The 23,070-nt window shown below is 71.6% G+C and carries 20 protein-coding genes; 5 read left to right on the top strand and 15 right to left on the bottom strand.

Annotation, left to right across the window (positions count from 1 at the left end; translation table 11 throughout):
* Positions 1-15 precede the first annotated feature (15 nt).
* From ACYVIH_RS12125 to ACYVIH_RS12115, 3 genes are all read left to right on the top strand, one after another.
* Positions 16-1,374 (top strand): cryptochrome/photolyase family protein, encoded by a 1,359-nt coding sequence (locus ACYVIH_RS12125; RefSeq protein ID WP_460869681.1) that lies wholly within the window; start codon positions 16-18, stop codon positions 1,372-1,374.
* Positions 1,375-1,380: 6 nt separating this feature from the next.
* Entirely contained in the window at positions 1,381-2,148 is a 768-nt protein-coding gene (locus ACYVIH_RS12120; protein ID WP_460869679.1) for a hotdog family protein, read from the top strand.
* 70 nt (positions 2,149-2,218) lie between these two features.
* Positions 2,219-3,778 (top strand): glycoside hydrolase family 13 protein, encoded by a 1,560-nt coding sequence (locus tag ACYVIH_RS12115; protein WP_460869677.1) that lies wholly within the window; start codon positions 2,219-2,221, stop codon positions 3,776-3,778.
* Positions 3,779-3,785: 7 nt separating this feature from the next.
* Here the strand turns inward: ACYVIH_RS12115 and ACYVIH_RS12110 are convergent, their stop codons facing one another.
* The 3 genes from ACYVIH_RS12110 to pdxH form a co-directional block, all read right to left on the bottom strand.
* Complete coding sequence (locus ACYVIH_RS12110) at positions 3,786-4,259, bottom strand: MarR family winged helix-turn-helix transcriptional regulator (RefSeq protein WP_460869675.1); 474 nt, start codon at positions 4,257-4,259, stop codon at positions 3,786-3,788.
* Between the two features lie 13 nt (positions 4,260-4,272).
* Positions 4,273-5,835: an MFS transporter gene (locus tag ACYVIH_RS12105; RefSeq protein ID WP_460869673.1), complete on the bottom strand. Its 1,563-nt coding sequence runs from the start codon at positions 5,833-5,835 to the stop codon at positions 4,273-4,275.
* Positions 5,836-6,266: 431 nt separating this feature from the next.
* Entirely contained in the window at positions 6,267-6,914 is a 648-nt protein-coding gene (pdxH, locus tag ACYVIH_RS12100; protein ID WP_460869670.1) for a pyridoxamine 5'-phosphate oxidase, read from the bottom strand.
* Between the two features lie 100 nt (positions 6,915-7,014).
* Between pdxH and ACYVIH_RS12095 the strand changes: the two genes are divergently transcribed.
* Positions 7,015-8,115, top strand: a complete 1,101-nt coding sequence (locus ACYVIH_RS12095; protein WP_460869668.1) for a citrate synthase 2 — start codon at positions 7,015-7,017, stop codon at positions 8,113-8,115.
* Between the two features lie 24 nt (positions 8,116-8,139).
* On the opposite strand, the gene ACYVIH_RS12090 is transcribed toward ACYVIH_RS12095, so the two are convergent.
* The 5 genes from ACYVIH_RS12090 to ACYVIH_RS12070 all read right to left on the bottom strand — a co-directional run bounded on the left by ACYVIH_RS12090 (position 8,140) and on the right by ACYVIH_RS12070 (position 11,414).
* Complete coding sequence (locus tag ACYVIH_RS12090; RefSeq protein WP_460869666.1) at positions 8,140-9,516, bottom strand: 4Fe-4S binding protein; 1,377 nt, start codon at positions 9,514-9,516, stop codon at positions 8,140-8,142.
* Complete coding sequence (locus ACYVIH_RS12085; protein ID WP_460869664.1) at positions 9,513-9,983, bottom strand: hypothetical protein; 471 nt, start codon at positions 9,981-9,983, stop codon at positions 9,513-9,515. The genes ACYVIH_RS12090 and ACYVIH_RS12085 overlap by 4 nt, the downstream gene beginning before the upstream one ends.
* A gap of 127 nt (positions 9,984-10,110) precedes the next feature.
* The gene (locus ACYVIH_RS12080) at positions 10,111-10,263 is read right to left on the bottom strand and encodes a hypothetical protein (RefSeq protein WP_460869661.1); all 153 of its coding nucleotides are present in this window, start codon (positions 10,261-10,263) and stop codon (positions 10,111-10,113) included.
* A 194-nt stretch (positions 10,264-10,457) separates the two neighbouring features.
* The gene (locus ACYVIH_RS12075) at positions 10,458-10,928 is read right to left on the bottom strand and encodes a GNAT family N-acetyltransferase (protein WP_460869659.1); all 471 of its coding nucleotides are present in this window, start codon (positions 10,926-10,928) and stop codon (positions 10,458-10,460) included.
* A gap of 6 nt (positions 10,929-10,934) precedes the next feature.
* Positions 10,935-11,414, bottom strand: coding sequence for a zinc-ribbon domain-containing protein (locus tag ACYVIH_RS12070; RefSeq protein ID WP_460869657.1), 480 nt, complete (start codon positions 11,412-11,414; stop codon positions 10,935-10,937).
* A 129-nt stretch (positions 11,415-11,543) separates the two neighbouring features.
* Between ACYVIH_RS12070 and serC the strand changes: the two genes are divergently transcribed.
* Positions 11,544-12,665 carry a phosphoserine transaminase gene (serC, locus tag ACYVIH_RS12065; RefSeq protein ID WP_460869655.1) on the top strand — a complete coding sequence of 374 codons (1,122 nt, stop codon included), beginning with the start codon at positions 11,544-11,546 and terminating at the stop codon, positions 12,663-12,665.
* Here serC and ACYVIH_RS12060 read toward each other — a convergent pair.
* From ACYVIH_RS12060 to ACYVIH_RS12030, 7 genes are all read right to left on the bottom strand, one after another.
* Positions 12,628-13,689: an SdiA-regulated/phytase-like domain-containing protein gene (locus ACYVIH_RS12060; RefSeq protein ID WP_460869653.1), complete on the bottom strand. Its 1,062-nt coding sequence runs from the start codon at positions 13,687-13,689 to the stop codon at positions 12,628-12,630. The two genes, serC and ACYVIH_RS12060, sit on opposite strands and share 38 nt — an antisense overlap.
* Complete coding sequence (locus ACYVIH_RS12055) at positions 13,673-14,932, bottom strand: class I SAM-dependent methyltransferase (protein ID WP_460869650.1); 1,260 nt, start codon at positions 14,930-14,932, stop codon at positions 13,673-13,675. The genes ACYVIH_RS12060 and ACYVIH_RS12055 overlap by 17 nt, the downstream gene beginning before the upstream one ends.
* 102 nt (positions 14,933-15,034) lie before the next feature.
* Positions 15,035-16,309, bottom strand: coding sequence for an MFS transporter (locus ACYVIH_RS12050; protein ID WP_460869648.1), 1,275 nt, complete (start codon positions 16,307-16,309; stop codon positions 15,035-15,037).
* Complete coding sequence (locus ACYVIH_RS12045; protein ID WP_460869646.1) at positions 16,306-16,755, bottom strand: MarR family winged helix-turn-helix transcriptional regulator; 450 nt, start codon at positions 16,753-16,755, stop codon at positions 16,306-16,308. Before ACYVIH_RS12045 ends, ACYVIH_RS12050 begins: the two co-directional genes overlap by 4 nt.
* Positions 16,756-16,866: 111 nt before the next feature.
* Complete coding sequence (locus ACYVIH_RS12040; RefSeq protein WP_460869644.1) at positions 16,867-20,247, bottom strand: cell wall-binding repeat-containing protein; 3,381 nt, start codon at positions 20,245-20,247, stop codon at positions 16,867-16,869.
* A gap of 292 nt (positions 20,248-20,539) precedes the next feature.
* Positions 20,540-22,123: an ABC transporter permease gene (locus tag ACYVIH_RS12035; protein ID WP_460869642.1), complete on the bottom strand. Its 1,584-nt coding sequence runs from the start codon at positions 22,121-22,123 to the stop codon at positions 20,540-20,542.
* Complete coding sequence (locus ACYVIH_RS12030) at positions 22,120-23,028, bottom strand: ABC transporter ATP-binding protein (protein WP_460869640.1); 909 nt, start codon at positions 23,026-23,028, stop codon at positions 22,120-22,122. The genes ACYVIH_RS12035 and ACYVIH_RS12030 overlap by 4 nt, the downstream gene beginning before the upstream one ends.
* Between the last annotated feature and the right edge of the window lie 42 nt (positions 23,029-23,070).

The raw sequence follows: 23,070 nt of genomic DNA, 5'->3' as shown, positions 1-23,070 counted from the left end.
TATTGTGGCCCATCCATGAACGCACCTCCTGCTCCCGCCGTGATGTGGTTCCGGCGCGACCTCCGTCTGGCCGACAACCCGGCCCTGCTCGCGGCCTGCGACGCGGCCCTCGAGGTGCTGCTGCTCTTCGTCGTCGACCCGCGCCTGTGGGGCCCCGCCGGCCCGGCCCGCCGGGCGTACCTGGCGCGGTCCCTGGTGGCGCTCGACGAGTGCACCGGCGGGCGGCTCGTCGTACGCCACGGCGACCCGGCGGTCGAGGTGCCGCGCGTCGCGGCGGAGGTCGGGGCCGCGAGCGTGCACGTCGCCGCGGACTTCGGTCCCTACGGCCGGCAGCGCGACGAGGCGGTCGGTGCCGCGCTCGCCGCGACCGGCGTCGAGCTGCGGGCGACCGGGTCGCCGTACGCCGTGGCACCGGGCCGGGTGCGCAACGGCAGCGGCGCCGGTTACCAGGTCTTCACGCCGTTCGCGAAGGCGTGGGCCGAGCACGGGTGGCGGGCCCCGGCCGAGCCGCCGGCCGGGGACCAGCCCTGGGTCGCCGCATCCTCCCACGGCATCCCCGAAGCGCCTGCGCCGGACGGGATGACCCTGCCGCCGGCCGGCGAGACAGCCGCACTCCGGCGGTGGCGCGCGTTCCTCGACGACGTCGAGGCGTACGACGAGGACCGTGACCGTCCCGACCTCGACGGCACGTCGCGGATGTCGGTGCACCTGAAGTGGGGCGAGGTCCATCCACGCACCCTGCTCGCCGACCTCGCCGCCCGCCCGGGCCCCGGCGCCACGGCGTACCGCAACGAGCTGGCCTGGCGCGAGTTCTACGCAGACGTCCTGCACCACCGCCCCGACAGCGCCCGCGACTACCTTCGCCCGCAGCTCAAGGCGATGGAGTACGACGAGCCCGCCGACGACTTCGCCGCCTGGCAGGAGGGACGCACCGGCTACCCGGTCGTGGACGCCGGGATGCGCCAGCTCCGCGCAACCGGGTGGATGCACAACCGGGTGCGGATGATCGTGGCCAGCTTCCTGGTCAAGGACCTGCACCTGGAGTGGCAGCACGGCGCCCGGCACTTCATGCACCTGCTGGTCGACGCCGACCTCGCCTCGAACCAGCACGGATGGCAGTGGGTCGCCGGCAGCGGCACCGACGCGGCGCCGTACTTCCGGGTCTTCAACCCGACCACGCAGGGCCGGCGGCTCGACCCGCGCGGCGACTACGTCCGCCGGTGGGTCCCCGAGCTCGCCGACGTCGAGACGGCGTACATTCATGAGCCGTGGAAGCGGCCCGGTGGCCCACCCGACGGGTACCCGCCGCCGCTCGTCTACCACGCCGAGGAGCGCCGGGAGGCGCTCGCCCGACTGGAGCGGATGAAGAGCTGATGCACGATGCCCGCCACTGACAGCGCCCTGGAGATCCCGGCCCGGTTCTGCGGCCCGACGAGCTCGGGCAACGGCGGCTACACCGCCGGCCTGCTCGCCGAGCGCCTCGCGAGCCGCGCCGACGGCGACCCCGCGTGCACGGTGGTCGAGGTGACCCTGCGCAAGCCACCGCCGCTGGACACCGCGCTGACCGTCGCGCACCCGGACGCCGGAGCCGCCCGGCTGCTCGCCGGTGACGAGCTGGTGGCCGAGGCGCGGTGCACCGACGAGGAGCTCACCGCGGTGGAGCAGGTCTCCCCCGCCCAGGCCGTCGAGGCGTCGGCCGGCTATCCCGGCTTCCGCTCGCACCCGTTCCCGCGCTGCTTCGTGTGCGGGGTGGATCGGGAGGAGGGCGACGGCCTCCGGATCTTCCCCGGGCCGGTCGGCGACGGCCGGGTCGCCGCGACGTGGACCCCGCACGCCGGCCTCGCGGTCGCCTCGGACCTGCTCGACGTCGGCGTCCAGCGGGTCGGCCTCGCCACCGCGTGGGCGGCGCTGGACTGCGTGGGCGGCTGGGCGACCGACCTCGAGGGCCGCCCGATGGTGCTGGGCCGGATCGCAGCGCACGTCGACGCGCTGCCCGTCGTCGGCGAGCCGCACGTCGTGGTCGGCGCCGAGCTGTCGTCCTCGGGGCGCAAGACGTTCACGGCCTCGACCATGTACGACTCCGACGGGCGGATCGTCGCCCGGGCCCGGCACGTGTGGATCGAGATCGACCCGGCCGCCTTCGGCTGACCCGTCACGGCGGGCCGACCGCCGTACCCCCCGGTTTGACAGAACCCGCTTGCTGCCCTGGGATTGGAACGTGCAAATCCGATCCGAGACGCCCGCGACCAGCCCCTGGTGGAAGCACTCCGTGTGCTACCAGATCTACATCCGCAGCTTCGCCGACTCCGACGGCGACGGCATCGGGGACATGACCGGGATCGAGCAGCGGCTGCCCTACCTGGCCGGGCTGGGCGTCGACTCGGTGTGGATCACGCCGTTCTACACGTCCCCGCAGAACGACCACGGCTACGACGTCGCCGACTACCGCGACGTCGACCGGCTGTTCGGCTCGCTCGACGACTTCGACTCGATGCTGGCCCGCGCCCACGAGCTCGGTCTGCGGGTGATCGTCGACCTGGTGCCCAACCACACCTCGATCGAGCACGAGTGGTTCCAGCAGGCGCTGCGTGCCGCTCCGGGCAGCCCCGAGCGCGACCTCTACGTCTTCCGCGACGGCAAGGGCGCCGACGGCGCGGAGCCGCCCAACAACTGGAAGTCGGTCTTCGGCGGACCGGCCTGGACCCGGGTCGCCGACGGGCAGTGGTACCTCCACATGTTCGACGTCACCCAGCCCGACCTGAACTGGTGGAACCCGGCGGTCGGCGCGGAGTTCGAGTCGATCCTGCGGTTCTGGCTCGACCGCGGCGTCGACGGCTTCCGGATCGACGTGGCGCACGGCCTCTACACACCGGAGGAGATGGCCGACCTCCAGCCCGGCGAGACGTTCCCGATGTGGGACCAGCCGCAGGTGCACGACGTCTACCGGCGGTGGCGGCAGATCCTCGACGAGTACGACGGCGACCGGATGGCCGTGGCCGAGGCGTGGACCGACACCCCCGAGTCGATGGCCCGCTACATCCGGCCCGACGAGCTGCAGCAGGCGTTCAACTTCCACTGGCTGCAGGCGCCGTGGTCGGCGAAGGCGTTCCGCGGGGTGGTCGAGGAGAGCCTGCACGCCGTGGGCCTCGCCGGCGCCGCGGCCACCTGGGTGCTGTCCAACCACGACGTGGTGCGGCACGTGACGAGGTACGGCGGCGGGGCCGAGGGACTCGCCCGCGCCAAGGCTGCGCTGCTGACGATGCTCGCGCTACCCGGCGGCGCCTACATCTACCAGGGCGAGGAGCTCGGCCTGGAGGAGGTCGAGGTCGCCCCCGAGGACCGGGAGGACCCCACCTGGCTGCGCGGCGGCGGCGTCGGCCGCGACGGCTGCCGGGTGCCCATCCCGTGGTCCGGCGACGAGCCGCCGTTCGGGTTCGGACCCGGCGAGGGCCAGCCGTGGCTGCCGCAGCCGGCGTCGTGGGCAGCGGTGACGGCCGCCGCACAGGAGGGCGACCCGGACTCGACGCTGAGCTTCTACAAGCTGGCCCTGCGCACCCGGCGCGAGGTCACCGACGACCTGCCCGACGAGGTGACGCTGCTCGACAGCGCCCCGGACACGCTGGCGTTCGTCCGCGGCGGCGGGCTGGTCTGTGCGCTCAACTGCGGCACCGAGGCCGCCCCGGTCCCGGTCGAGGCCGGCGAGCTGGTGCTCTCCAGCGCGCCGCTGGTCGACGGGCAGCTCCCGCCCGACGCCGCCGCCTGGTTCCGCCCCGCCTGACCGGACGTCAGGGCTGGGACGGCTCGTTCGCGGTGAGCGCGGCGTTGTAGCGCGCCAGCGCGTCGGCCAGGGCCCCGAGGTCGGCGGCGGTCCAGTCGCTGAGCTGGCCGGCGATCTCCTCGCGCCGCGCGGCGCGGGCCGCCGCAACCCGGGCCCGGCCCTCGCCGGTGGCGACGATGGTCTGCGCCCGCCGGTCCTCGGGGTCGCAGGCCCGGCTCACCAGACCGAGCTCCTGCAGGTGGACGACGTGCCGGCTCACCGAACCCTTGTCGACACCGAAGTGGTCGACCACGTCCGCGGCGCGCACCCCGTCGTGGTCGACGACGAACATCAGCACCGGGAAGGCGGCCGGCAGCAGGTCGGGGTGGACCGCTGCGGCGTTGCGCACCGTACGGCGGCGCACCCGGTGGATCAGCGACCCGAGCTCGCGCTCGATGCGCAGCAGCGACTCGGACCTGGCGGCCTCCGGCGAGGGGGTCATGGCAGCCAGCGTCTCAGGCCGGCTCGGCGAGGACGCCGGCAGGCTGCCGGGTCTCACGACGCTGCTCCAGCTCGTCGGCCCGCTCGATCGTCGTACGCAGCGGGGCCTCGGGGATCAGGATCACCGCGACCAGGGCGAGCAGCGCGAACGGAACGGCCAGCCAGAAGATGTGTCCCGTAGCGTCGGCGTACGCGGTCTCGAACACCTGCCGGACCGGTCCCTCGAGGGTCGTCATGTCGGGCACGGCGGCCGCGCTGTCGCCACCGCCGGCGACCGGCACGCCGAGCCGGCCCATCCCCCGGGTCACCCCGGCCACCACCTGGTGGCTGAGGGCTGCACCGAGCGCGGAGACGCCGATCGAGCCGCCCATGGTCCGGAAGAACGCCGCCAGCGAGCTGGCCGCGCCCATGTCGGCCTGCGCGGCGTTGTTCTGGACGACGAGGACCAGGTTCTGGTTCACCGCACCCATGCCGATGCCGAGCACCGCCATGAACGCCCCGACCTCGACCAGGCTGATCGCGTCGTCGATGAGGCCGAGCAGCCCGAGGCCGGCGAGCAGCAGCACGGCCCCGCCGACGATGTAGCGCTTCCAGACTCCGGTGCGGGCGATCAGCCGGCCGCTGACGATGCTGGAGACCAGGGTGCCGCCGACCATGCAGAGCGTCATCAGACCGGCGGCCGTCGGCGACATCCCGCGGGCGATCTGGAAGTACTGGGTCAGGAACACCGTCGAGCCGAACATCGACACCCCGACCATCACCGAGGCGAACACCGCGAGGCTGGTCGTGCGATCGCGGAACAGCCGCAGCGGGATGATCGGGTCGGCGACCTTGGTCTCGGCGTAGACGAAGGCGACCAGGAGCGCGACGCCGGCCGAGACCAGGACGGTGGTCTCCACCGAGGCCCAGGCGAAGCTCGTGCCCGCCAGCGACACCCAGATCAGCAGCACCGAGACGCCTGCCGAGATCAGCAGCGCACCGAGGAAGTCGATGGAGACCGCGCGCCGCTGGCTGGGGAGGTGCAGGGTCTTCTGGAGCACCGCGAAGGCCACTGCCGCGAACGGGACACCGACGAAGAAGGTCCACCGCCAGCCGAGCCAAGGCGTGTCGACGATGAGGCCACCGATCAGCGGTCCGCTGACCGTGGCCACGGCGAAGACCGCGCCGAGGTAGCCGAAGTAGCGGCCCCGCTCCCGCGGGGTGACGATCGTCGCGATCACCACCTGGACCAGCGCGGTCAGGCCACCCATGCCGATCCCCTGCACCGCACGGGCGCCGATCAGCACCTCCATGCTCGGCGTCAGCCCGGCGACCACCGATCCCGCGAGGTAGACCAGCAGCGCGGTCTGCACGAGCAGCTTCTTGCTGTAGAGGTCGGCGAGCTTGCCCCACAGCGGCGTGGTCGCGGTCATCGTCAGCAGGGTCGCCACCACCACCCAGGTGTAGCCGGAACCGGTGCCGCCCAGGTCGGCCACGATCCGCGGCAGCGCGGTGGCGACCACGGTCGAGGAGAGCATCGCCACGAAGAGCGCGAGGAGCAGGCCGGAGAGCGCCTTGAGGACGTCGCGGTGGGTCATCGGTGTCGTGGCTGCGCTCGCGGTGGAGACGGGTGGTGTCAAGAGCTCTGGTCCTCGGGGGTTCGTGAAGTCGGTCGGGCGGCGTGAAGGGCGGCCCGCGATGGTTGCCGGCGGCAACTATAGCTGAACTAGTTGTCGCCTGCAACCAAGTCCCCTGCGGCGCGGATAACCGCTTGTGGCCACCCGGGACGCGACGTACTTTTGACGCACACGAGAAGGGAGGTGGTCCAGAAGTGAATTCTTTACGGACTCGTGAGGTGGCTGCTCGCTAGCAGCGCACCGGCCAGCACGACTGTGCTTCCCGACGACGGTGAGCAGCTGGCAATACCAAGCAGTCACCCGACCCGCAGGTGCTCCGGGACGTCCGCCCGGAGAGCGACCTCATCCCTGAGGAGCCGCAACCGCCTGCGGGTCGTCTGCTGTCCGGGCGGCTACGGCGCCAGGCGCTCGATCGCCCACGTGTCGTCCCCGGTACGGCGGTAGCGCAGCCGGTCGTGCATCCGGCCGAGCCGGCCCTGCCAGAACTCCACGCTCTGCGGTGCGACGCAGTAGCCGCCCCAGTGCTCCGGGCGCGGCACGTCGTCCTCGCCGAACCGGGTGAGCTGCTCGTCGTACCCCCGGTCCAGGGTGAGCCGGTCGGGGACCACCAGCGACTGCGGCGAGGCCCAGGCACCCACCTGCGAGGCGCGCGGGCGGGTGGCGAAGTAGGCGTCGTTCTCGGCATCGCTCAGCCGCGACACGGTGCCCTCGACGCGCACCTGCCGCTCGAGCTGGTGCCAGGGGAAGAGCGCCGCCGCTCGAGGGTTCGCGGCGAGCTCCCGCCCCTTGCGCGAGGCGTAGTTGGTGAAGAACACGAAGCCCCGCTCGTCGAGCCCCTTGAGCAGCACGATCCGCGAGCTCGGCGTACCGTCCGCGTCCACGGTCGAGAGCACAAAGGCGTTCGGCTCGAACAGCCCGGCACGCAGCGCGTCCTGCATCCAACGGCGGAACATCGCCACCGGATCCGGCTCGAGGTCGGCCTCGTCGAGGCCGCCGCCGGCGTACTCGCGGCGCAGGTCACTGAGCTCTCGGGAGTCCACGAGGCGAATCTAGTGCCCCGCACAGAGCGCCCGAAGTGACGCGCCCGGACCCGGAGGTGCAGAATGCGTCGCTGAGCCACCTGCAGACAAAGGAGTCACCATGAGCGAGGTTCAGCACGGCCTTGAGGGCGTCGTCGCGTTCGAGACCGAGATCGCCGAGCCCGACAAGGAAGGCTCCGCGCTGCGCTACCGCGGCGTCGACATCGAGGACATTGTCGGCCGGGTGCCGTTCGAGAAGGTCTGGGGCCTGCTGATCGACGGCAGGTACGAGCCCGGCCTGCCGCCCGCCGAGCCGTACAACATCCCGATCCACACCGGCGACATCCGCGTCGACGTCCAGGCCGCCGTCGCGATGCTGGCGCCCGCGTTCGGGATGCGCCAGACCTACGACATCAGCGACGAGCAGGCCCGCGAGGACCTCAGCCGCGTCGCGGTGATGGTGCTGTCGTACGCCGCCCAGGCGGCGCGCGGGCTCGACAAGCCGGTCGTCTCGCAGCGCGAGGTCGACAAGGGCGAGACCCTCGCGGAGAAGTTCATGATCCGCTGGAAGGGCGAGGCCGACCCCAAGCACGTCAAGGCGATCGACGCCTACTGGAGCTCCGCCGCCGAGCACGGCATGAACGCCTCCACCTTCACCGCGCGGGTGATTACCTCCACCGGCGCCGACGTGGCCGCGGCGTTCTCCGGAGCGATCGGCGCGATGAGCGGCCCCCTGCACGGTGGCGCGCCCTCCCGCGTGCTCGGCATGATCCGCGACGTCGAGGAGCGCGGCGACGCCCGCGCCTACGTCAAGGAGCTGCTCGACAACGGCGAGCGGCTGATGGGCTTCGGCCACCGAGTCTACCGCGCCGAGGACCCCCGCGCCCGGGTGCTGCGCCGCACCGCGCAGGAGCTCGCCGCTCCCCGCTACGAGGTGGCCGAGGCGCTGGAGAAGGCCGCGCTCGCCGAGCTGCGCGAGCGCCGGCCGGACCGCGTGCTCGAGACCAACGTGGAGTTCTGGGCCGCGATCGTCCTGGACTTCGCCGAGGTGCCGAGCAACATGTTCACCTCGATGTTCACCTGCGCCCGCACCGGTGGCTGGTCGGCGCACATCCTCGAGCAGAAGCGCACCGGCCGGCTGATCCGGCCGTCGGCCAAGTACGTCGGCCCCGGCCCACGCAAGGCCGAGGAGGTCGAGGGCTGGAACCCGGCCTGGTCGTGACCGTACGCGACCCGCGGGCCTCGGCTACATCCGGTGCGCCATCGGCAGCGCGAAGAACACGGCGTTGACGGCGGCGAACAGCAACACCGTGCCTACCATCGGCGCGGCGACGGCTCGGGCACGCGGCCCGTCACCGTGCCGCGCGAGCGAGATCCTGCGAGCGGTGTAGACCGAGAGGCCCGCGCCGAGCGCGAGCAAGGCGTACTGCAGGACCTGGATCGTGCCCGTCCCGACGATCGCCGCCGACCCCTGGGCCGAGCCGCCGAAGATGCCCCCGACGGTGTAGAGGACCGACTTGCCCTCGGCGAGCAGGTGGAACAGGTTGTGCGCGAGGTGGGCGGCCACGTCGAGCGGGATGAGCGCGTAGCCGAACCGGGCGAAGTTCTGCTTCACGCTCTCCCGGCTGGCCGGGGCGGCGATACGGGCCGCAGCCCAGAGCACCCCGACCGGCAGGGCCACGGCCACCGCGAACGCGAAGGTGAAGATCACCGGGTAGCTGGTGACCCCCGTGCGTGCGGCGATCCAGTCCAGCAAGTCCTGCCAGACGCCGAGCATGGTGACGTTCTGGATCAAGACGATGCCCATGATCGCCATCGCCAGGAACGACTCCTCGATCCTGGCCCGGCCGATCAGCCACAGCTCCTTGGCGGGCGGACGGACCGTGATCGCGATGGCGTCGTGCGGGCAGGACTTCACGCAGCTGGCGCACAGGTTGCAGTTCGCCATGCTGTCCATGGTCCGCGGGAAGGTGAACAGCGGGCACGGCGCCGTGGTCGCGGTGCCGTTGTAGCACGCGGCTCGCGAGGTGCAGGTCGCGCAGATCTCGGGGTCCGTGCGCAGCTGCACCATGCCGGCCCGGGCGTAGTTGCCGGAGAGACCACCGAGGAAGCAGAGGTAGCGGCAGAACGTCCGTCGCTGGAAGAAGGCGCCGCTGACGACGACGGCGGTGGTGAGGAGCAGCAGCAGCACCCCCGACCCCCACGGCGAGCCGACGATGCCCCACACGTGGTCGGCCCAGGTGATCGCGATGAACGAGGCGTCGATCACCCAGATGCCGTACACCTTGAGGAACCTCGGCACCGGCCGGTGGAGGCCGACGACACGCTGCACGAGGTCGCTCAGCGTCGCGAACGGGCAGACGGCACACCAGAACCGCCCGACGAGCAGGAACGTGATGGGGACGACCGGCCACCAGAGCACCCACATCAGCGCCGTGCCGGCGTTGTCGTGCGCCGTGGCCGGACCGGTGAGGAGCTCGTAGGCGACGAGGCCGAACACGGCGGCCACCGGGATCTGGAAGACCGCCGGGTACCAGCGGCTGCGGACCACCGAGGACACGAACCGGTTGTCGAGCAGGCTGCGATCGCCCACCTGCTCCCGGACCCGGGCCGGGGCGCTCACCGCCGGCTCCGACGGCCGCGGCGGGGTGTACGCCGGCCCAGCACGGCGGCGGCGACCAGCACCGCAGCGTTCACCGCCCCGAATCCGCTGAGCACCAACGAGCGCGTCGCGGGCTCCACGTGGGCAGGGGCTGGGCCGTGGTCGCCGTGCCCCGCCTCCTCAGCCGGCGCACCGCCCGGCCCGGCGCCGTGCGTGCCCTCGTCGTGCGCATCCCCGTCGTCTGCGCCCTCGTGCGCTCCGCCGTCGTGTGCGCCCTCGTCGTGCGCGTCCGAGGGGCTCGGCGGGGACGGATCCACGTGCTCGTGCTCGGCGCGCTCACCGTGGTCGGCTTGCTCACCGTGTCCTGGGCGCGCGGCGTGCTCCTGGAGCGGAGGCTCGGGGACGGCGGCGACCGCCGGGGTGCTCACGCCGACGACTGCGAGGACCGCGGTCACCGCGGCCCCGGCGACGGTTGCCGGTCTCGACATTGGGTTCCTCCCCCGTTGCGGACGCCGATGTCTCATCGTCCGCGCGGGAGCCGGCGGCCCGGATCGTCTGGAGGGCCCGGAATGCCGGGCCGATGGTCCTGTTTCGAGACCACCGGTCCGACGGCTGCTAGAGCACGCGCCGCCGGGAGATCTCGCGGCGCTCGCTCTCGCCGAAGGCGCTGCGAAGCTCGCGGTCCCAGGCGACCACCTGGATCCGACGGTGCACGAGAAGGGCCGTGAGCGCGACGAGCGCGGCCACGCCGAGGAGAAGCAGTTCCATGTCCGGGACCTCTACGTCGTGATGCCGGGCGGACTTCGGGGAGCCCGGCGTTCCCCCCACCCCTCGACGGTACGTCGATCCCGCGCCCGTTATGGACCCGAACGCCCCGATGTGACCCGTCTCTCCCACCCCGGCCCGGCCCGAGCGGGCCATGCCGGGTGGCCGTTCGGCCCCGGCCTCCGCCTGACCGCGGGTCAGAGGAGCTTGCCGTAGTACCTCGACTTCGGCGAGTCCTTGTAGTGCCCGAACCCCTCGACGGGGCTGTAGCCCGAGGACAGGTACAGCGCGATCGCCTCGGGCTGCTCGATGCCGGTCTCGAGCACCATGACGGCCGCGCCGGCGTCGCGTGCGGCGCCCTCCAGGTGGTCGAGCACCAGCCGGGCCAGTCCCCGGCGACGTGCCCGCGGAGCGACGTACATCCGCTTGATCTCGGTGACCGGCACCCGGTCGAAGGCGGACACGTCGGACCGGAACCGCCAGCCGCCCATCGCCACCGGCTCGTCGGACAGGTAGCCGACGAAGAACGCACCGGCCGGGGCGTCGAACATGGCCGGGTCCAGCGGGGTCTCGTCCGGTCCGCCGTAGCGCATGACGTACTCCGCCTGCACCTGGTCGACCAGGGCGACGGCGTCGGGGTGGGTGAACCTGACCGGACGCAGCTCCACCGGCGGTCAGGCCCCCATCGACGCGCCGCAGCTGTCGCAGAAGCGCGCATCGGCGTCGTTCTGCGTGCCGCAGCTTCGGCAGTACGGACCGGCGCCAGAGGCCTCTGACCGCATGCCGAGGTCGCGCGAGACGCTCTGGATCGCCGGGGAGTACTCCCCGGCCATGTACTTCGCGTGCGCTCCCGCGAACCCGAGGTTGAGCAGGAAGCCGCCGGCGAGGAAGAACGGGAGCGCGACGAAGAACATCCACATCTTGGTGGGCCCCTCGTCGACGCCCTCGTCCATCCCGCCGATGTCGAAGGGTGCCCCCGAGCTCGTCTCGGCCGCCGTCTCCGAGCCGAAGGTGAAGAAGTCGTAGAAGGAGATCGCGATCAGGGTGATCGCGATACCCATGGACACGATCCCGAGCACCCGGAACAGGGTGCGGTGCCGCGCCCGGGCCGAGGCAGGGCCGTCCTGCCCAGGAGGCGGTGTGTGGTTGCTCATGGCGTTCCCCCGTTTCGTGGATGGTGCCTGCGAGGTGACACAATAGGGCCACCGAGACGCCGCACCACGCGCGCGCTCCACTGACAACGAGGTCAGGTCACACTCCACTCGACGATACGAGGTTTCTCCGTGACCGACGCGATCACCATCCCCGACTCGCTCAAGCCCGCCGACGGCCGCTTCGGCGCCGGCCCGTCCAAGGTCCGCACCGAGGCCGTCGAGGCGCTCGCCGCGACCGGCACCTCCCTGATCGGCACCTCGCACCGCCAGGCCCCGGTGAAGAACCTGGTCGGTCGCGTGCGCGAGGGCGTCCGGGACCTGTTCAGCCTCCCGGAGGGCTACGAGGTCGTCCTCGGCAACGGCGGTGCCACCGCGTTCTGGGACATCGCCACCTTCGGCCTGATCCGCGAGAAGAGCCAGCACCTCTCCTTCGGCGAGTTCTCCTCGAAGTTCGCGAAGGCCGCCAAGGCCGCTCCGTTCCTCGCCGACCCGACGGTGATCGAGTCGGCCACCGGCAGCCGCCCCGAGCCCAAGGCCGAGGCCGGCGTGGACGCCTACGCCTGGGCGCACAACGAGACCTCGACCGCCGTGATGGCCCCCGTCAAGCGCGTCGAGGGCGCCGACGAGGGCGCGCTGGTGCTGGTCGACGCCACCTCGGGGGCCGGCGGCCTGCCGGTCGACATCGAGCAGGTCGACGCCTACTACTTCGCGCCCCAGAAGTGCTTCGCCTCCGACGGCGGCCTCTGGATCGCGGTGATGTCACCGGCCGCACTCGACCGGGCCGCCGAGATCGCCGCGACCGACCGCTGGGTCCCGGCGTTCTTCGACCTGCCGACCGCGATCGACAACTCGCTGAAGAACCAGACCTACAACACCCCGGCGATCGCGACGCTGTTCCTGATGGCCGAGCAGCTCGACTGGTTCAACAGCCAGGGCGGCCTGGACTTCGCGGTCGGGCGTACGACGGACAGCTCGAACCGGCTCTACGGCTGGGCCGAGCGTACGTCGTACACCACGCCGTACGTCGAGAACCCCGAGCACCGCTCGCTGGTGATCGGCACCGTCGACTTCGACGAGGCGATCGACGCCGCAGCGGTCGCCAAGACCCTGCGGACCAACGGGATCGTCGACGTCGAGCCCTACCGCAAGCTCGGCCGCAACCAGCTGCGGATCGCGATGTACCCCGCGATCGACCCGGCCGACGTCGAGGCGCTCACCGCCTGCGTCGACTACGTCGTCGAGAAGCTCTGACCAGGAGCGCGACCAGGCCGGTGCCGACGACCGCGGCGAGCACGTAGCCGCGCGGTCGGCCCGGGCCCGGCCGGTCCGGCTCGTCGGCCCCGTCCCCGTCCGCAGACCCTGCGGCCTCGGGGGCGGGGTCGTCCTCTGCCACGGTGTCGTCCGGCTCGGCAGCAGGCGGCGACATCGCCGCGGCCACCTGGTCGGGCAGCTCCATCGCGAGGATCTCCGAGGGCACCTCCTCCGAGCTCAAATACAGCCGGCCGTCCGCACCCACCGCGATCCCCTCCCCCTGGTCCTGCAGGGGGAGCTCGAACGCCTCGCCCACGGGTCGGAAGGCGGGGTAGGTGTAGACCGCTGCCGTGCCGTAGGTGCGGAGCACGACGTGCCGGCCGTCCGGGAAGAATGCGCCGTCGGTGATGAAACCCGGCACCGCGGCCACCCGCTCCAGCCGGTGCATCCCGCCGTCACGGAGCCTTCGCGGGGCACGGAAGACCACGCCGCCGATCAGCGGGCGCTTGGTGACCACGAGGACCCGCTCGGTGCGCGGATGGACGAGCAGCGCCTCTGCGTCGTGCGGTCCGTCGGGGTAGCTCAGGTCGTAGTGCCTGGCGTCACGGGCACCGCCCGAGGGCGGCCGCACGAACCGGTGTACGCGGATCGAGCCACGCACCCGCTGGTTGTCCCCGATGTCGCCGACCCACAGCGCGTCGCGCCGTCCCGCGGCGACCGCCTCGACGTCGAAGGGGTCCTCGTCGTCGTAGGTCGAGACGTCGGTGACCGCGCCGGTCGCCCGGTCCAGGGCGTAGACATGGGGCCCGTCGCCGGAGTCGTTGACGGTGAACAGCAGGTCCCCGCGGACCACCAGGCCCGACGACTCCTCGACGGCCTCGTCGGTCAGCGTGGTGACCACCTCGGCCTGCACGGCAGGGTTGCCGTCCGGCTCGAAGCGGGCCAGCGAGGCCGTCCCGCCGATCGAGGCGATCGCGAGCAGGCCGACGACGCCGACAGCGGCGTACCTAATGAGCCGGCTCACTGGTCCGTGCCCCCAGCTGCTCCCCGAGCAGCTCGGCCAGGCGCGGGTGGACGTTCCAGGTCCGGACCAGCTCGGCGTACTCCTCCCGCGCGGCCGGTCCGGGCGCCGCTCCGGTGCGAACCGCCCGCAGCAGCGTGTTGCGCGGCGTGTGCTGGCTCTCCACGAACTCGATCACGTCCACGCGGTAGCCGAGCAACCGCAGGATCCCCGCCCTCAGCGCGTCGGTGAGCGTGTCGGCGAACCGCTCCCGGAGGATCCCGTGGCGGGTGAACAGCGAGTACGGCGCCGGGGTCGGCACCCTGCGCAGCTGCGCGGCGATGTCGTGGTGGCAGCACGGGGCGGCCAGCACGAGCGAGGCCTCCCAGAGCACCGCACGGGCCAGCGCATCGTCGGTGGCGGTGTCGCAGGCGTGCAGCGCGAGTACGACGTCGGGCCGCTCGTCGAGCGCCACGGACCCGATGTCGCCCTGCACGAAGGTCATCGTGTCCGCGATGCCGAGGCCCTCGGCCAGCTCGGTGCTGTGCCGGTAGGACTGCTCCTTCACGTCCACCCCGACCATCCGCACGGGCAGGCCCCGCACCCGGGTGAGGTAGCTGTGCGCCGCAAACGTCAGGTAGGCGTTGCCACAGCCGAGGTCCGCGACCACCAGCGGCTCCTCGGCCGTGGGCGTGCGCAGCCGGCCGGAGGACATCGCCTCGTCGAGGGCTGGGCCGAGGGTGCGCAGGAACTCCTCAACCTGGCGGTACTTCGCCTGCCGGCTGGGCTTCACCCGGCCCTTCCCGTCGGAGATCCCCACCGCGACCAGCGCCGGGTCGTCCTCGGGCAGCAGCCGCGGCTTGGCCCGGTCGTGCGAGCGCTGCGGCTCGGCCGGCTCGCCGTCCTCGCTCGCGACCTTGCGGGGGCTCGTGTGCACCATCGCCGCGAGCTTCTTGGTGACCCGGACCTGGTGGGTCTCGGTGACGGTGTCCACGTGCCAGTTCCCGAACGGCTCGTCGAGCAGGTCGTCGAGGGCGTTCTTCGCGTCGTCGCCCACGGCGTGGTTCGACGTGTGCGCCTGGGTGTCGTCGTAGGCGGTGACCTGGAGGTGCCTGCCGGCCTTGAGATCGACGTACCTCATCTCGACGCGGCGCCAACACGGCGTCTGGCCCTTCTGGCGACCGGAGGCCACCGCGCGCACGAGCGTCCGGTCGTCGAGGATCAGCGAACGCATCCGGGCGAGGACCCGCAGCAGGGGCTCGGCCATCTCAGCCCCGCACCAGGGCCGCGACCACCACGAGGAGAATCAGCGCCACCAGGGCACCGGGGATCACCATGCGGCGGTAGCGGGGGTTCATGGGGCCCGAGTTTATCGACCGCTGCGCGCGCGCAGCCGCGGAAGCCGGTAGTCGTTGATCTCCGGGTCGAGCAGGCCCTGGCTGCGGCTGAACACCGCGACCGCGAACAGCGTGCCGAGCACGGTGACCGCGCCGCCGCCGATCAGGGTCCACCTGGCCCCGAACACCTCGCCCACCCAGCCGACGATCGGCGAGCCGAGCGGGGTGCCGCCCATGAAGATCATCATGTAGAGCGCCATCACCCGGCCGCGCAGCTCCGGGGTCACGGTCATCTGGATCGTGGTGTTCGCGGCGGTGATCATGGTCAGCGCGGTGATCCCGATGACCGGGGTCCACAGCGCGAACGTGAGGTAGGACGGCATCAGGCCGGAGATCACCTCGGCGATGCCGAACGCCAGGGCGGACAGGATCACCAGGCGGTGGCGCACCACACCGCGCCGAGCGGCCAGGAGCGCCCCCGTCAGCGAGCCCACCGCCATCGTGGTGCCGAGGATGCCGTACTCCGACGCCCCCTTGCCGTAGACCTCGGTGGCCATCAGCGCGGAGGTCATCTGGAAGTTCAGGCCGAAGGTGCCGGCGAAGAACACGATCGCGAGGATCATCATGATGTCCGGGCGGCTGCGGATGTAGCGCATGCCGTCGCGGATCATCCCCTTCTCACGTCCCTGGAGCTCAGGCGTGTCGAGGTCCTCGACCCGCATCCGCTGCAGGGCTACCACCACGGCGCCGTACGACAGCGCGTTGATCGCGATCACCCACCCGGTCGCCTCGGCGCCGCCGCCGAGCCAGGCGATCATGAAGCCGGCCAGCGCCGGCCCGATGATCCGGGCGAAGTTGAACGAGGCGGAGTTCAGACCGACCGCGTTGGTCAGGTCCTCCTTGCTGACCATCTCGCTGACGAACGACTGGCGGGCCGGGGCGTCGAACGCGGTGCCGATGCCGAACAGGAACGCCAACAGGTAGACGTGCCAGGTCTGGACGACGCCGGTGACCGCGAGGACTCCGAGCAGCAGCGCGGGCGCGGCCATCATCGCCTGCGTGACCTGGAGCAGGCGACGCTTGGGGAACCGGTCGGCGACCAGACCGGCGTACGGCGAGAGCAGCAGGATCGGCAGGAACTGCAGACCCGTGGTGATGCCGAGCGCCGTGCCTGAGTTGTTGGTCAGCTGGAGGACGAGCCAGTCCTGAGCCACCCGCTGCATCCAGGTGCCGACGTTCGACACCACACCACCGGCCGCGTAGAGCCGGTAGTTGGGGTTCGACAACGCGCGGAAGGTGGGGCTCAAGAATGCGCCAGCCTTTCGAGGATCGGGGCTGCCTTGCGCAGCACGGAACGTTCTTCGGGGGTGAGCTCGCGCAGCCGCTGGTTGAGCCACGCGTCACGGCGACGGCGGTCGGCGTCGAGGGTGGCTCGTCCCTTGTCGGCCAGCTCGATGACCACCTGGCGGCCGTCGGTCTCGTGCGGCCGCCGCAGGACGTAACCGGCGTCCTCCAGGCAGTTCACGGTGCGCGTCATCGACGGCGGCTGCACCCGCTCCTGGGCGGCCAGCTCGCCGATCGAGCAGGCCCCACCCCGGAACAGCGCGCCGAGCACCGAGAGCTGGCCGATGCTCAGCTCGTTCTCCGGGTCGCGCTCGCTGCGCAGCCGTCGGGTGAGCCGCGCCACGGAGACCCGCAGCGCTGCGGCGAGCCCTGCGTCGGTGCGGGCAAGCTGTTCGATCGTCGGCGACATGATGCTTAGCCTAACTCATTAGCCTTGCTAAGTATTCCGATTTCCTGGAACGCGCCGGAGCCGAGGCCGCGCACGTCGCACGGTCTCGGCCCCGGGCCGGGATGGCTCAGATCACCTCTTCAGGCAGCCCCCGAGAGCAGTCGCGACCTGCTCGTGGATCGCCTTCGGCCCGCCGTACACGTCCACCGCCGCGACCGACCTGGTCTCGGTCACGTACTTCGCGGTTGCCGCGTGCAGCCGGTCCGGCATGGTGAGCAGCAACGGCCAGCCCTGCGCCGCGGCATCCGCGCCACCGCTCAGCGCGTCCTCGAACCGGGTCCCCGCCGCCACCGACGCACCCGCCGGGTTCTTGAGGAAGCGCTTCGCGACCCGAACGGCCGTGTCGTAACGGTCGGTGCCGACGACCCTCGTCGCCTTCGGAGCCGCGGCCGCGGCAGGCCCACCCAGGGCGTAGGCGGCCTTGGTCCTGTGCTGAGCCAGGTACCCCGCTGTGGCCTTCGGCATCACCTTGCCGTCGGTGAGCAGCAGCACACCGTCGAGGTGCGCCGCCGCCGTGCCGCCTGCCAGCGCGTCCGCGAAGTCGCGGCCGGTGGCCAGCAGGATCGCCTTCGGCGTGCCCAGGGCGCCGGCGACCTTCACCGCGGTGGCGTACCGGGTCGTGCCTGCGAGCCGGACCACCTTGCGGCCGGTCGCCTTCAAGGCGGCTTCGACCTTGGGCGAGACCGCCTTGTCACCGCCGACGATGTAGACGGTGCCGTTCGCCGCGACCGCCCGCTTCACCTCGTCGAGCACTCGCTTGTCGAGCGAGCTTCCGGCCAGCAGGAGCGTGGCGTTCTCCGCATCGACCAGCGGGATGGCTGCGAGCGCGTCGGCGTAGTCGTCCGAGCGGGCGATGACCGCCGCGTCCGCCTCGCCGTCGTCGAACCGCTCCTGCGAGAGCAGCACGCCGGTCGCGATCTTGTCGGTGCCGCCGGCGCGGTGGACACCCTTGTCGGGGCCGTCCGAGCCACCCGGAGGAGGCGTCACGGGCCCGCCGCCACCATCGCCGTCGCCATCGCCGTCGTCGCCGTCGTCACCTTCGCCGCCGCCACCGGAGCCGGTGCCGGGAGGCGTGACGGGTCCGCCGCCGTCGCCGCCGTCGTCCTCACCGGTGCCGGGAGGCTTCTGGCCGTGCTCGGCAGGAGCCAGCACGGTGGTGACCTGGGTCGCGGGCTTGACGCTCTGGACGCCGAGCAGCTCGAGGTCGAACTGGTAGGTCCCCACCGGTGCGCCGTCGATCACCGAGACGTACCAGAGGATGTCGCTGTACCCCACCTTCCACGGCACGGTCCAGGTCCCGACCAGCTTGTTGTCGGTCGTGTCCGACGTGGGTGCCAGGGTCATCCGCGCCATGTCGGTGACGGGTTGTGCCTCCGCGGCAGCGGCCACGTCGGCCTCGGCAGCGGAGTCGGTGGTCTGGGTGACCTTGACCTGCTCGCCGTAGATGCGCACGTCGGTGGCCTTCAGCTGCTCGGGGGTCGTGGCAACTCCGTCGTCGTCAGGCCCGGTGATCGTCAGCTGGAGCACGCGGTCCTCCGTCGTGGTTGCCTCGGGCTCCGGAGCAGGCGCCGGAGTGGGCTCGTAGACGCGTACCGGAAGCTGCAGCTGAGCAGCCTGGGTCAGCAGCTTCGGGATCGTCGCGCCCCAGAGCACCGTCGGCGCGTTCGCCATGACGTTGAGCGTGTCGGTGTCGGCCGCCAGCGTCTTGATGCCCGCCTCGGGAGTCGCCTCGGTGGGGTCGCCCACCAGCTCCAGCGTCACGCTGTAGTCACCGACGGGAGCGTCGGCGGCGAGCTTGGCGTCGAACGTGGTGACGTACTTGTCGCCGGGCTTGACCTGGAAGCCACCCGCCGGTCCCCAGTACCCGACCAGGTCTCCACTGACCGCCTCGAACGGCAGGTCCCAGCTGTTCGGGTCCGCGTCCGTGGGGCGAGAGACGGCTGTCACGTCGCCGACGTCGAGCACTGCCTCGCCTGCATCCACCGTGACCTTGAGGTTCGTCTGCTCGATGACGCTGCCACCCCACGGGTTGAACAGCGACGCCGTCACCTGGAACGGCTCGGTCGGGAAGACCGCGCTCGGCAGCGTGCCGAGGTCAACGGCCGGATCGGTGATCCGCTTCAGCTGGGCGGCGGTCGTGTCGATGCCCACCGGGTCCATGTAGATCCCGGGGATGCCCTCGATCACGTGGTAGTAGTTGATCAGCGAGCGCACGTCGTCGGCGAGCTGGGCGAACGCCACCACGCCGGTCAGCGTCTCGGTGTCCGGGTTCTTGTCACCGGAGAGGTCCAGGAACGGAACCGTGCCGATGTAGGGCTTGACCTCCCACCTCATCTTGTCGACGTTGAGGATCGTCATGCTGCCGGGGAACGTGTCGGCGCGGTTGTAGCTGAAACCGGTGTAGTCGACGTACCGCTTGCCCGTGGTGTCCTCGACGAACTTGATCATGGGGAGCCAGTCCTCGTCTATCTGCCTCGGCTCCTCGGTGCTCGGGCTGCCACCCGTCCCACCGGTGCCCTCCGCCGCCGCTGCGGTGGTCTCCTCGGGCGGGAAACCGATCACCTGGTTGTAGTAGATGACCGCGTCCAGCGAGATCGGCATGGTCTTGCTGGCCGCGACGCCGATCGCCGTTGCGGCGAGCTCCCACGCGTCGAAGCGGCTGTTGCGGAAGCCGTGCGTGGTGGCGTCCGGTCCGATCTCGGCCGGTGGAGCCGCCTTGGGTGCGTCCGGGTTGGCAGTGTCCACGTGGAACTGCAGGCCCGGGATCGTGCCGGAGTACATCAGGGACTGGTAGATCCCGGCGTACTCGGGCGAGGCGTCGAGCATCTCGCCGTCGATGGCGATCCGGCCGGCCGCCTCGAGCGCCACGTCAGAACCCAGCCGCAGCTTCTCCTCGACATCGGCCTGCTTGCGCGCGATCACGTCGTCGGCGGTCCGCGCCATGTTCAGCCGCTCGAGCTCGGCCTCGTGCACGAACATCGCGTACTGCGGCTGCGGGTCGCACGTCTCGATCTCCTCGACGGGCAGCCCACCGGCCGGCGGAGCCGTCCACCACTCCCCCTGCAGCGGGATCACGTAGACGTCCCGCTGGTCGACCGGGTTCTTCTCGGCCGTGAGACCGGGCACCGGCTCATAGGAGACCGGCTGCACGCAGTACTCCGTGGTGGCCTCTTCCTCCTCGGTCGCCGGTACGTCGTACTCCTTCAGGACCGGCACGCCCTTGGCGTCGCGCAGGGCGATCACGAGGTCGGAGTAGATCGACCCGGTCGAGCCGTCCTTGCCCCCGTCCTCGCCGGCGCCACCGCCGCCCTGGCCACCGCCGCCCTGGCCACTGCCGTTACCGCCGCCGTAGTGACCTTCGCCGTCCTCGGCAGCCAGTGCCGCCTGCGGCACCAGCAGCGCCACTGCCAGGGCGGCTGCGAGCGCCCCACCGCCGCGCGATCTGAGGTTCATGACTTCTCCATCCCGCCCCGACCTGCCCCCCTCGGCCGGTCGACACTGTTCGATGGCGAATGCCGGAGATAGTCGTGATCGCCGCCAGCCCCCGCTGCCGCCGATGCGGTGTCCCCCCAGAGCCCGATCCGTGCGCCGTTGTCGCGACTTGAGCCCATCCAAGGCCCCCCGGATGTCCACTCGTCGCTACGAGTCTCGTCCCGCCGCATATGTCCGGACAGTGCCTGACGACCTCGGATGCCTCGTCACTTGTGACTAAGAGGGGTGCCTTACCAGATCATCGGTCGAACAGTCAGCCGATGTCCCGACGGCGGAACCCGACACCGCCCAGCAGCACCGTGCCGAGCACCAGCGCCGACAGCACCGCGGCCGGCAGCAGCTGCAGCTCCTCGGCCGGCGCGGCGGGCAGGTGGCTGAACGGCGAGATGTCGTCGACCCATGTCGGCAGCTCGAGCAGGTCCCCGAGCCAGCCGATCACGAACACCAGGGCGAGCGCAGCCCACGCCGCGCCAGAGGCCCTGGGCAGCCAGCCGACCAGCAGCACCGCAAGGGCCGCGAGGAGGAGTGGGGCGGGGAGGTAGGCCAGCGCGTACCCGGTCATCCGGAGGACGTCGGCGCTCTCACCGGCCGTCGCCGCGTAGGAGATGCCGATTCCCAGCCCGCTGACGCCGACCACGACCGCGGTGCCGAGCAGCGTCACCAGCAGGCTGCCGAGGAGCCAGCGCGGGCGCGACACCGCCGTGGCGAGCACCGACTCGAGCCGGTCGGCGGACTCCTCGGCGCGCGTGCGCAGGGCCGAGGACACCGCGAACCCGGAGGCCGCGATCGCCATCAGCAGCATCGCCGTGGCGAAGAATGCCTCGACGATGCTGGAGGCGCCCGTCTGGGCGAAGTACTGCTCCAGCTCGGGGTTGTCCTCGATCATGTTCTCGATCGACCGGCTGAAGGACCCGTAGAGCAGCCCGATCGCGAACAGGCCTACCGACCAGCCGAGGATCGAGCCCCGCTGCAGCCGCCAGGAGAGTCCCACCACGGTGCCCAGCCTCGGCCTTGCCTCGGCCGGCCCGGGTCGGGCAGGGAAGACACCGGACCCGAGGTCGCGACGGCTCTCGAGCGCCACCGCGGCCCCCATGAGTACGACGCTCAGCAGCACCGACAGGGCCAACGGCCACCACCGGTTGTCGTCGTACACCCGGACCTGCTGCGACCAGCCCATCGGCGAGAGCCAGCTGAGGAAGTTCTCCTGGATGTCGCCGACGGCGCGCAGGCCGTAGGCGAGGGCCAGCACGGCCAGCGACAACCCGACCGCTCCACGACCGTGGCTCATCAGCTGCGCAGCCACAGCCGCGACGGCCGTGAACACCACGCCCATCGCGGCGATCGAGGCGCCGTAGAGCACCGACTCGCGCAGCGGCTGCTGCTCGGCGACGAAGGACGCCGCGACGCCGGCGCCGACGAGCACCGAGGCGAGGCCGGAGACGATGGCGGCGGCGGTCACGACGGCGTGCCGGGAGACGACCGTGGAGCCGAGCAGCTCGACCCGTCCGGCGTCCTCCTCGCGGCGGGTGTGCCGCATCACCGTGAACACCGCCATCAGCGCCACCCCGATCAGGGCGGTGAGGCTGGTCTCGTAGATCAGGATCCCGCCGACCTGCTCCAGCGCCACCGGGGGGCCCGCCATGGCGACCGACGCGGGCGAGCCGCCGACGTTCTTCGCGTAGGACAGGATCTCGGCGGGGGTGTCGTAGGTGCGGCGTACCGCAGCGATCGAGGCGTACACGGTCGCGGTCAGCGCCAGGATCCACACGGGCAGGTAGATCCGGTCGCGCCGGAGCACGAACCGCAGCAACGGGCCGACGCCGGTCAGCGCCTTCACCGCTCGGCCTCCTCCGCGGGGACCTGCTCGCCGAACTCGCGCAGGAACAGCTCCTCCAGCGTCGGCGGGTGGCTGACCAGGGAGGTGATCTTCAGCGGGGCCAGGTAGTCCATCGCGTCGTCGAGGTGGTCGGTGTCGACGTCGAAGGAGACGTGCCCGTCCTCGTGCATCACGTGCGCGACGCCGGGCACCTCCTGGATGCGGTCCGGGGATCGTTCGGTGGAGACCGTCACCGAGGTGCGGGTCAGGTGGCGCAGCTCCTTGAGCGTGCCGCTCTGGACGACCCGGCCGGCGCGGATGATGCTGACCCGGTCCGACAGCGCCTCGGCCTCGGCGAGGATGTGGCTCGACAGCAGCACGGTGCGCCCTTGGGCGCGCAGCTCACCGACCGAGGCCTGGAAGGCGGCCTCCATGATCGGGTCGAGGCCGGAGGTCGGCTCGTCGAGCAGGAACAGCTCGACGTCGGAGGCGAGCGCGGCCACCAGCGCGACCTTCTGCCGGTTGCCCTTGGAGTAGCTGCGGGTCTTCTTCGTCGGGTCGAGGTCGAACCGCTCGAGCAGCTCGGCTCGCCGCTTCTTGTCCAGGCCGCCGCGGAGCCGGGCGAGCAGGTCGATCACCTCGCCGCCGGTGAGGTTCGGCCACAGGGCCACCTCGCCGGGCACGTAGGCCAGCCGCTTGTGCAGCTCCGCCGCGTCACGCCAGGGGTCGGCGCCGAGCACCGTCGCCGAGCCGCTGTCGGCGCGGAGCAGCCCCAGCAGGATCCGGATCGTGGTGGACTTGCCCGACCCGTTCGGGCCGAGGAAGCCGTGCACCTCCCCGGTGCGCACCTCCAGGTCGAGACCGTCGAGGGCGACGGTCCTGCCGAACGTCTTGACCAGCCCCGAGGCCGAGATCGCAGTGCTCATGTCCCCCACTCTGGCACCGGAGCGAGGGACCCGTCACGGGAC

It is taken from the genome of Nocardioides pakistanensis (assembly GCF_054781215.1).
This window is presented reverse-complemented; position numbering and strand designations above follow the sequence as displayed.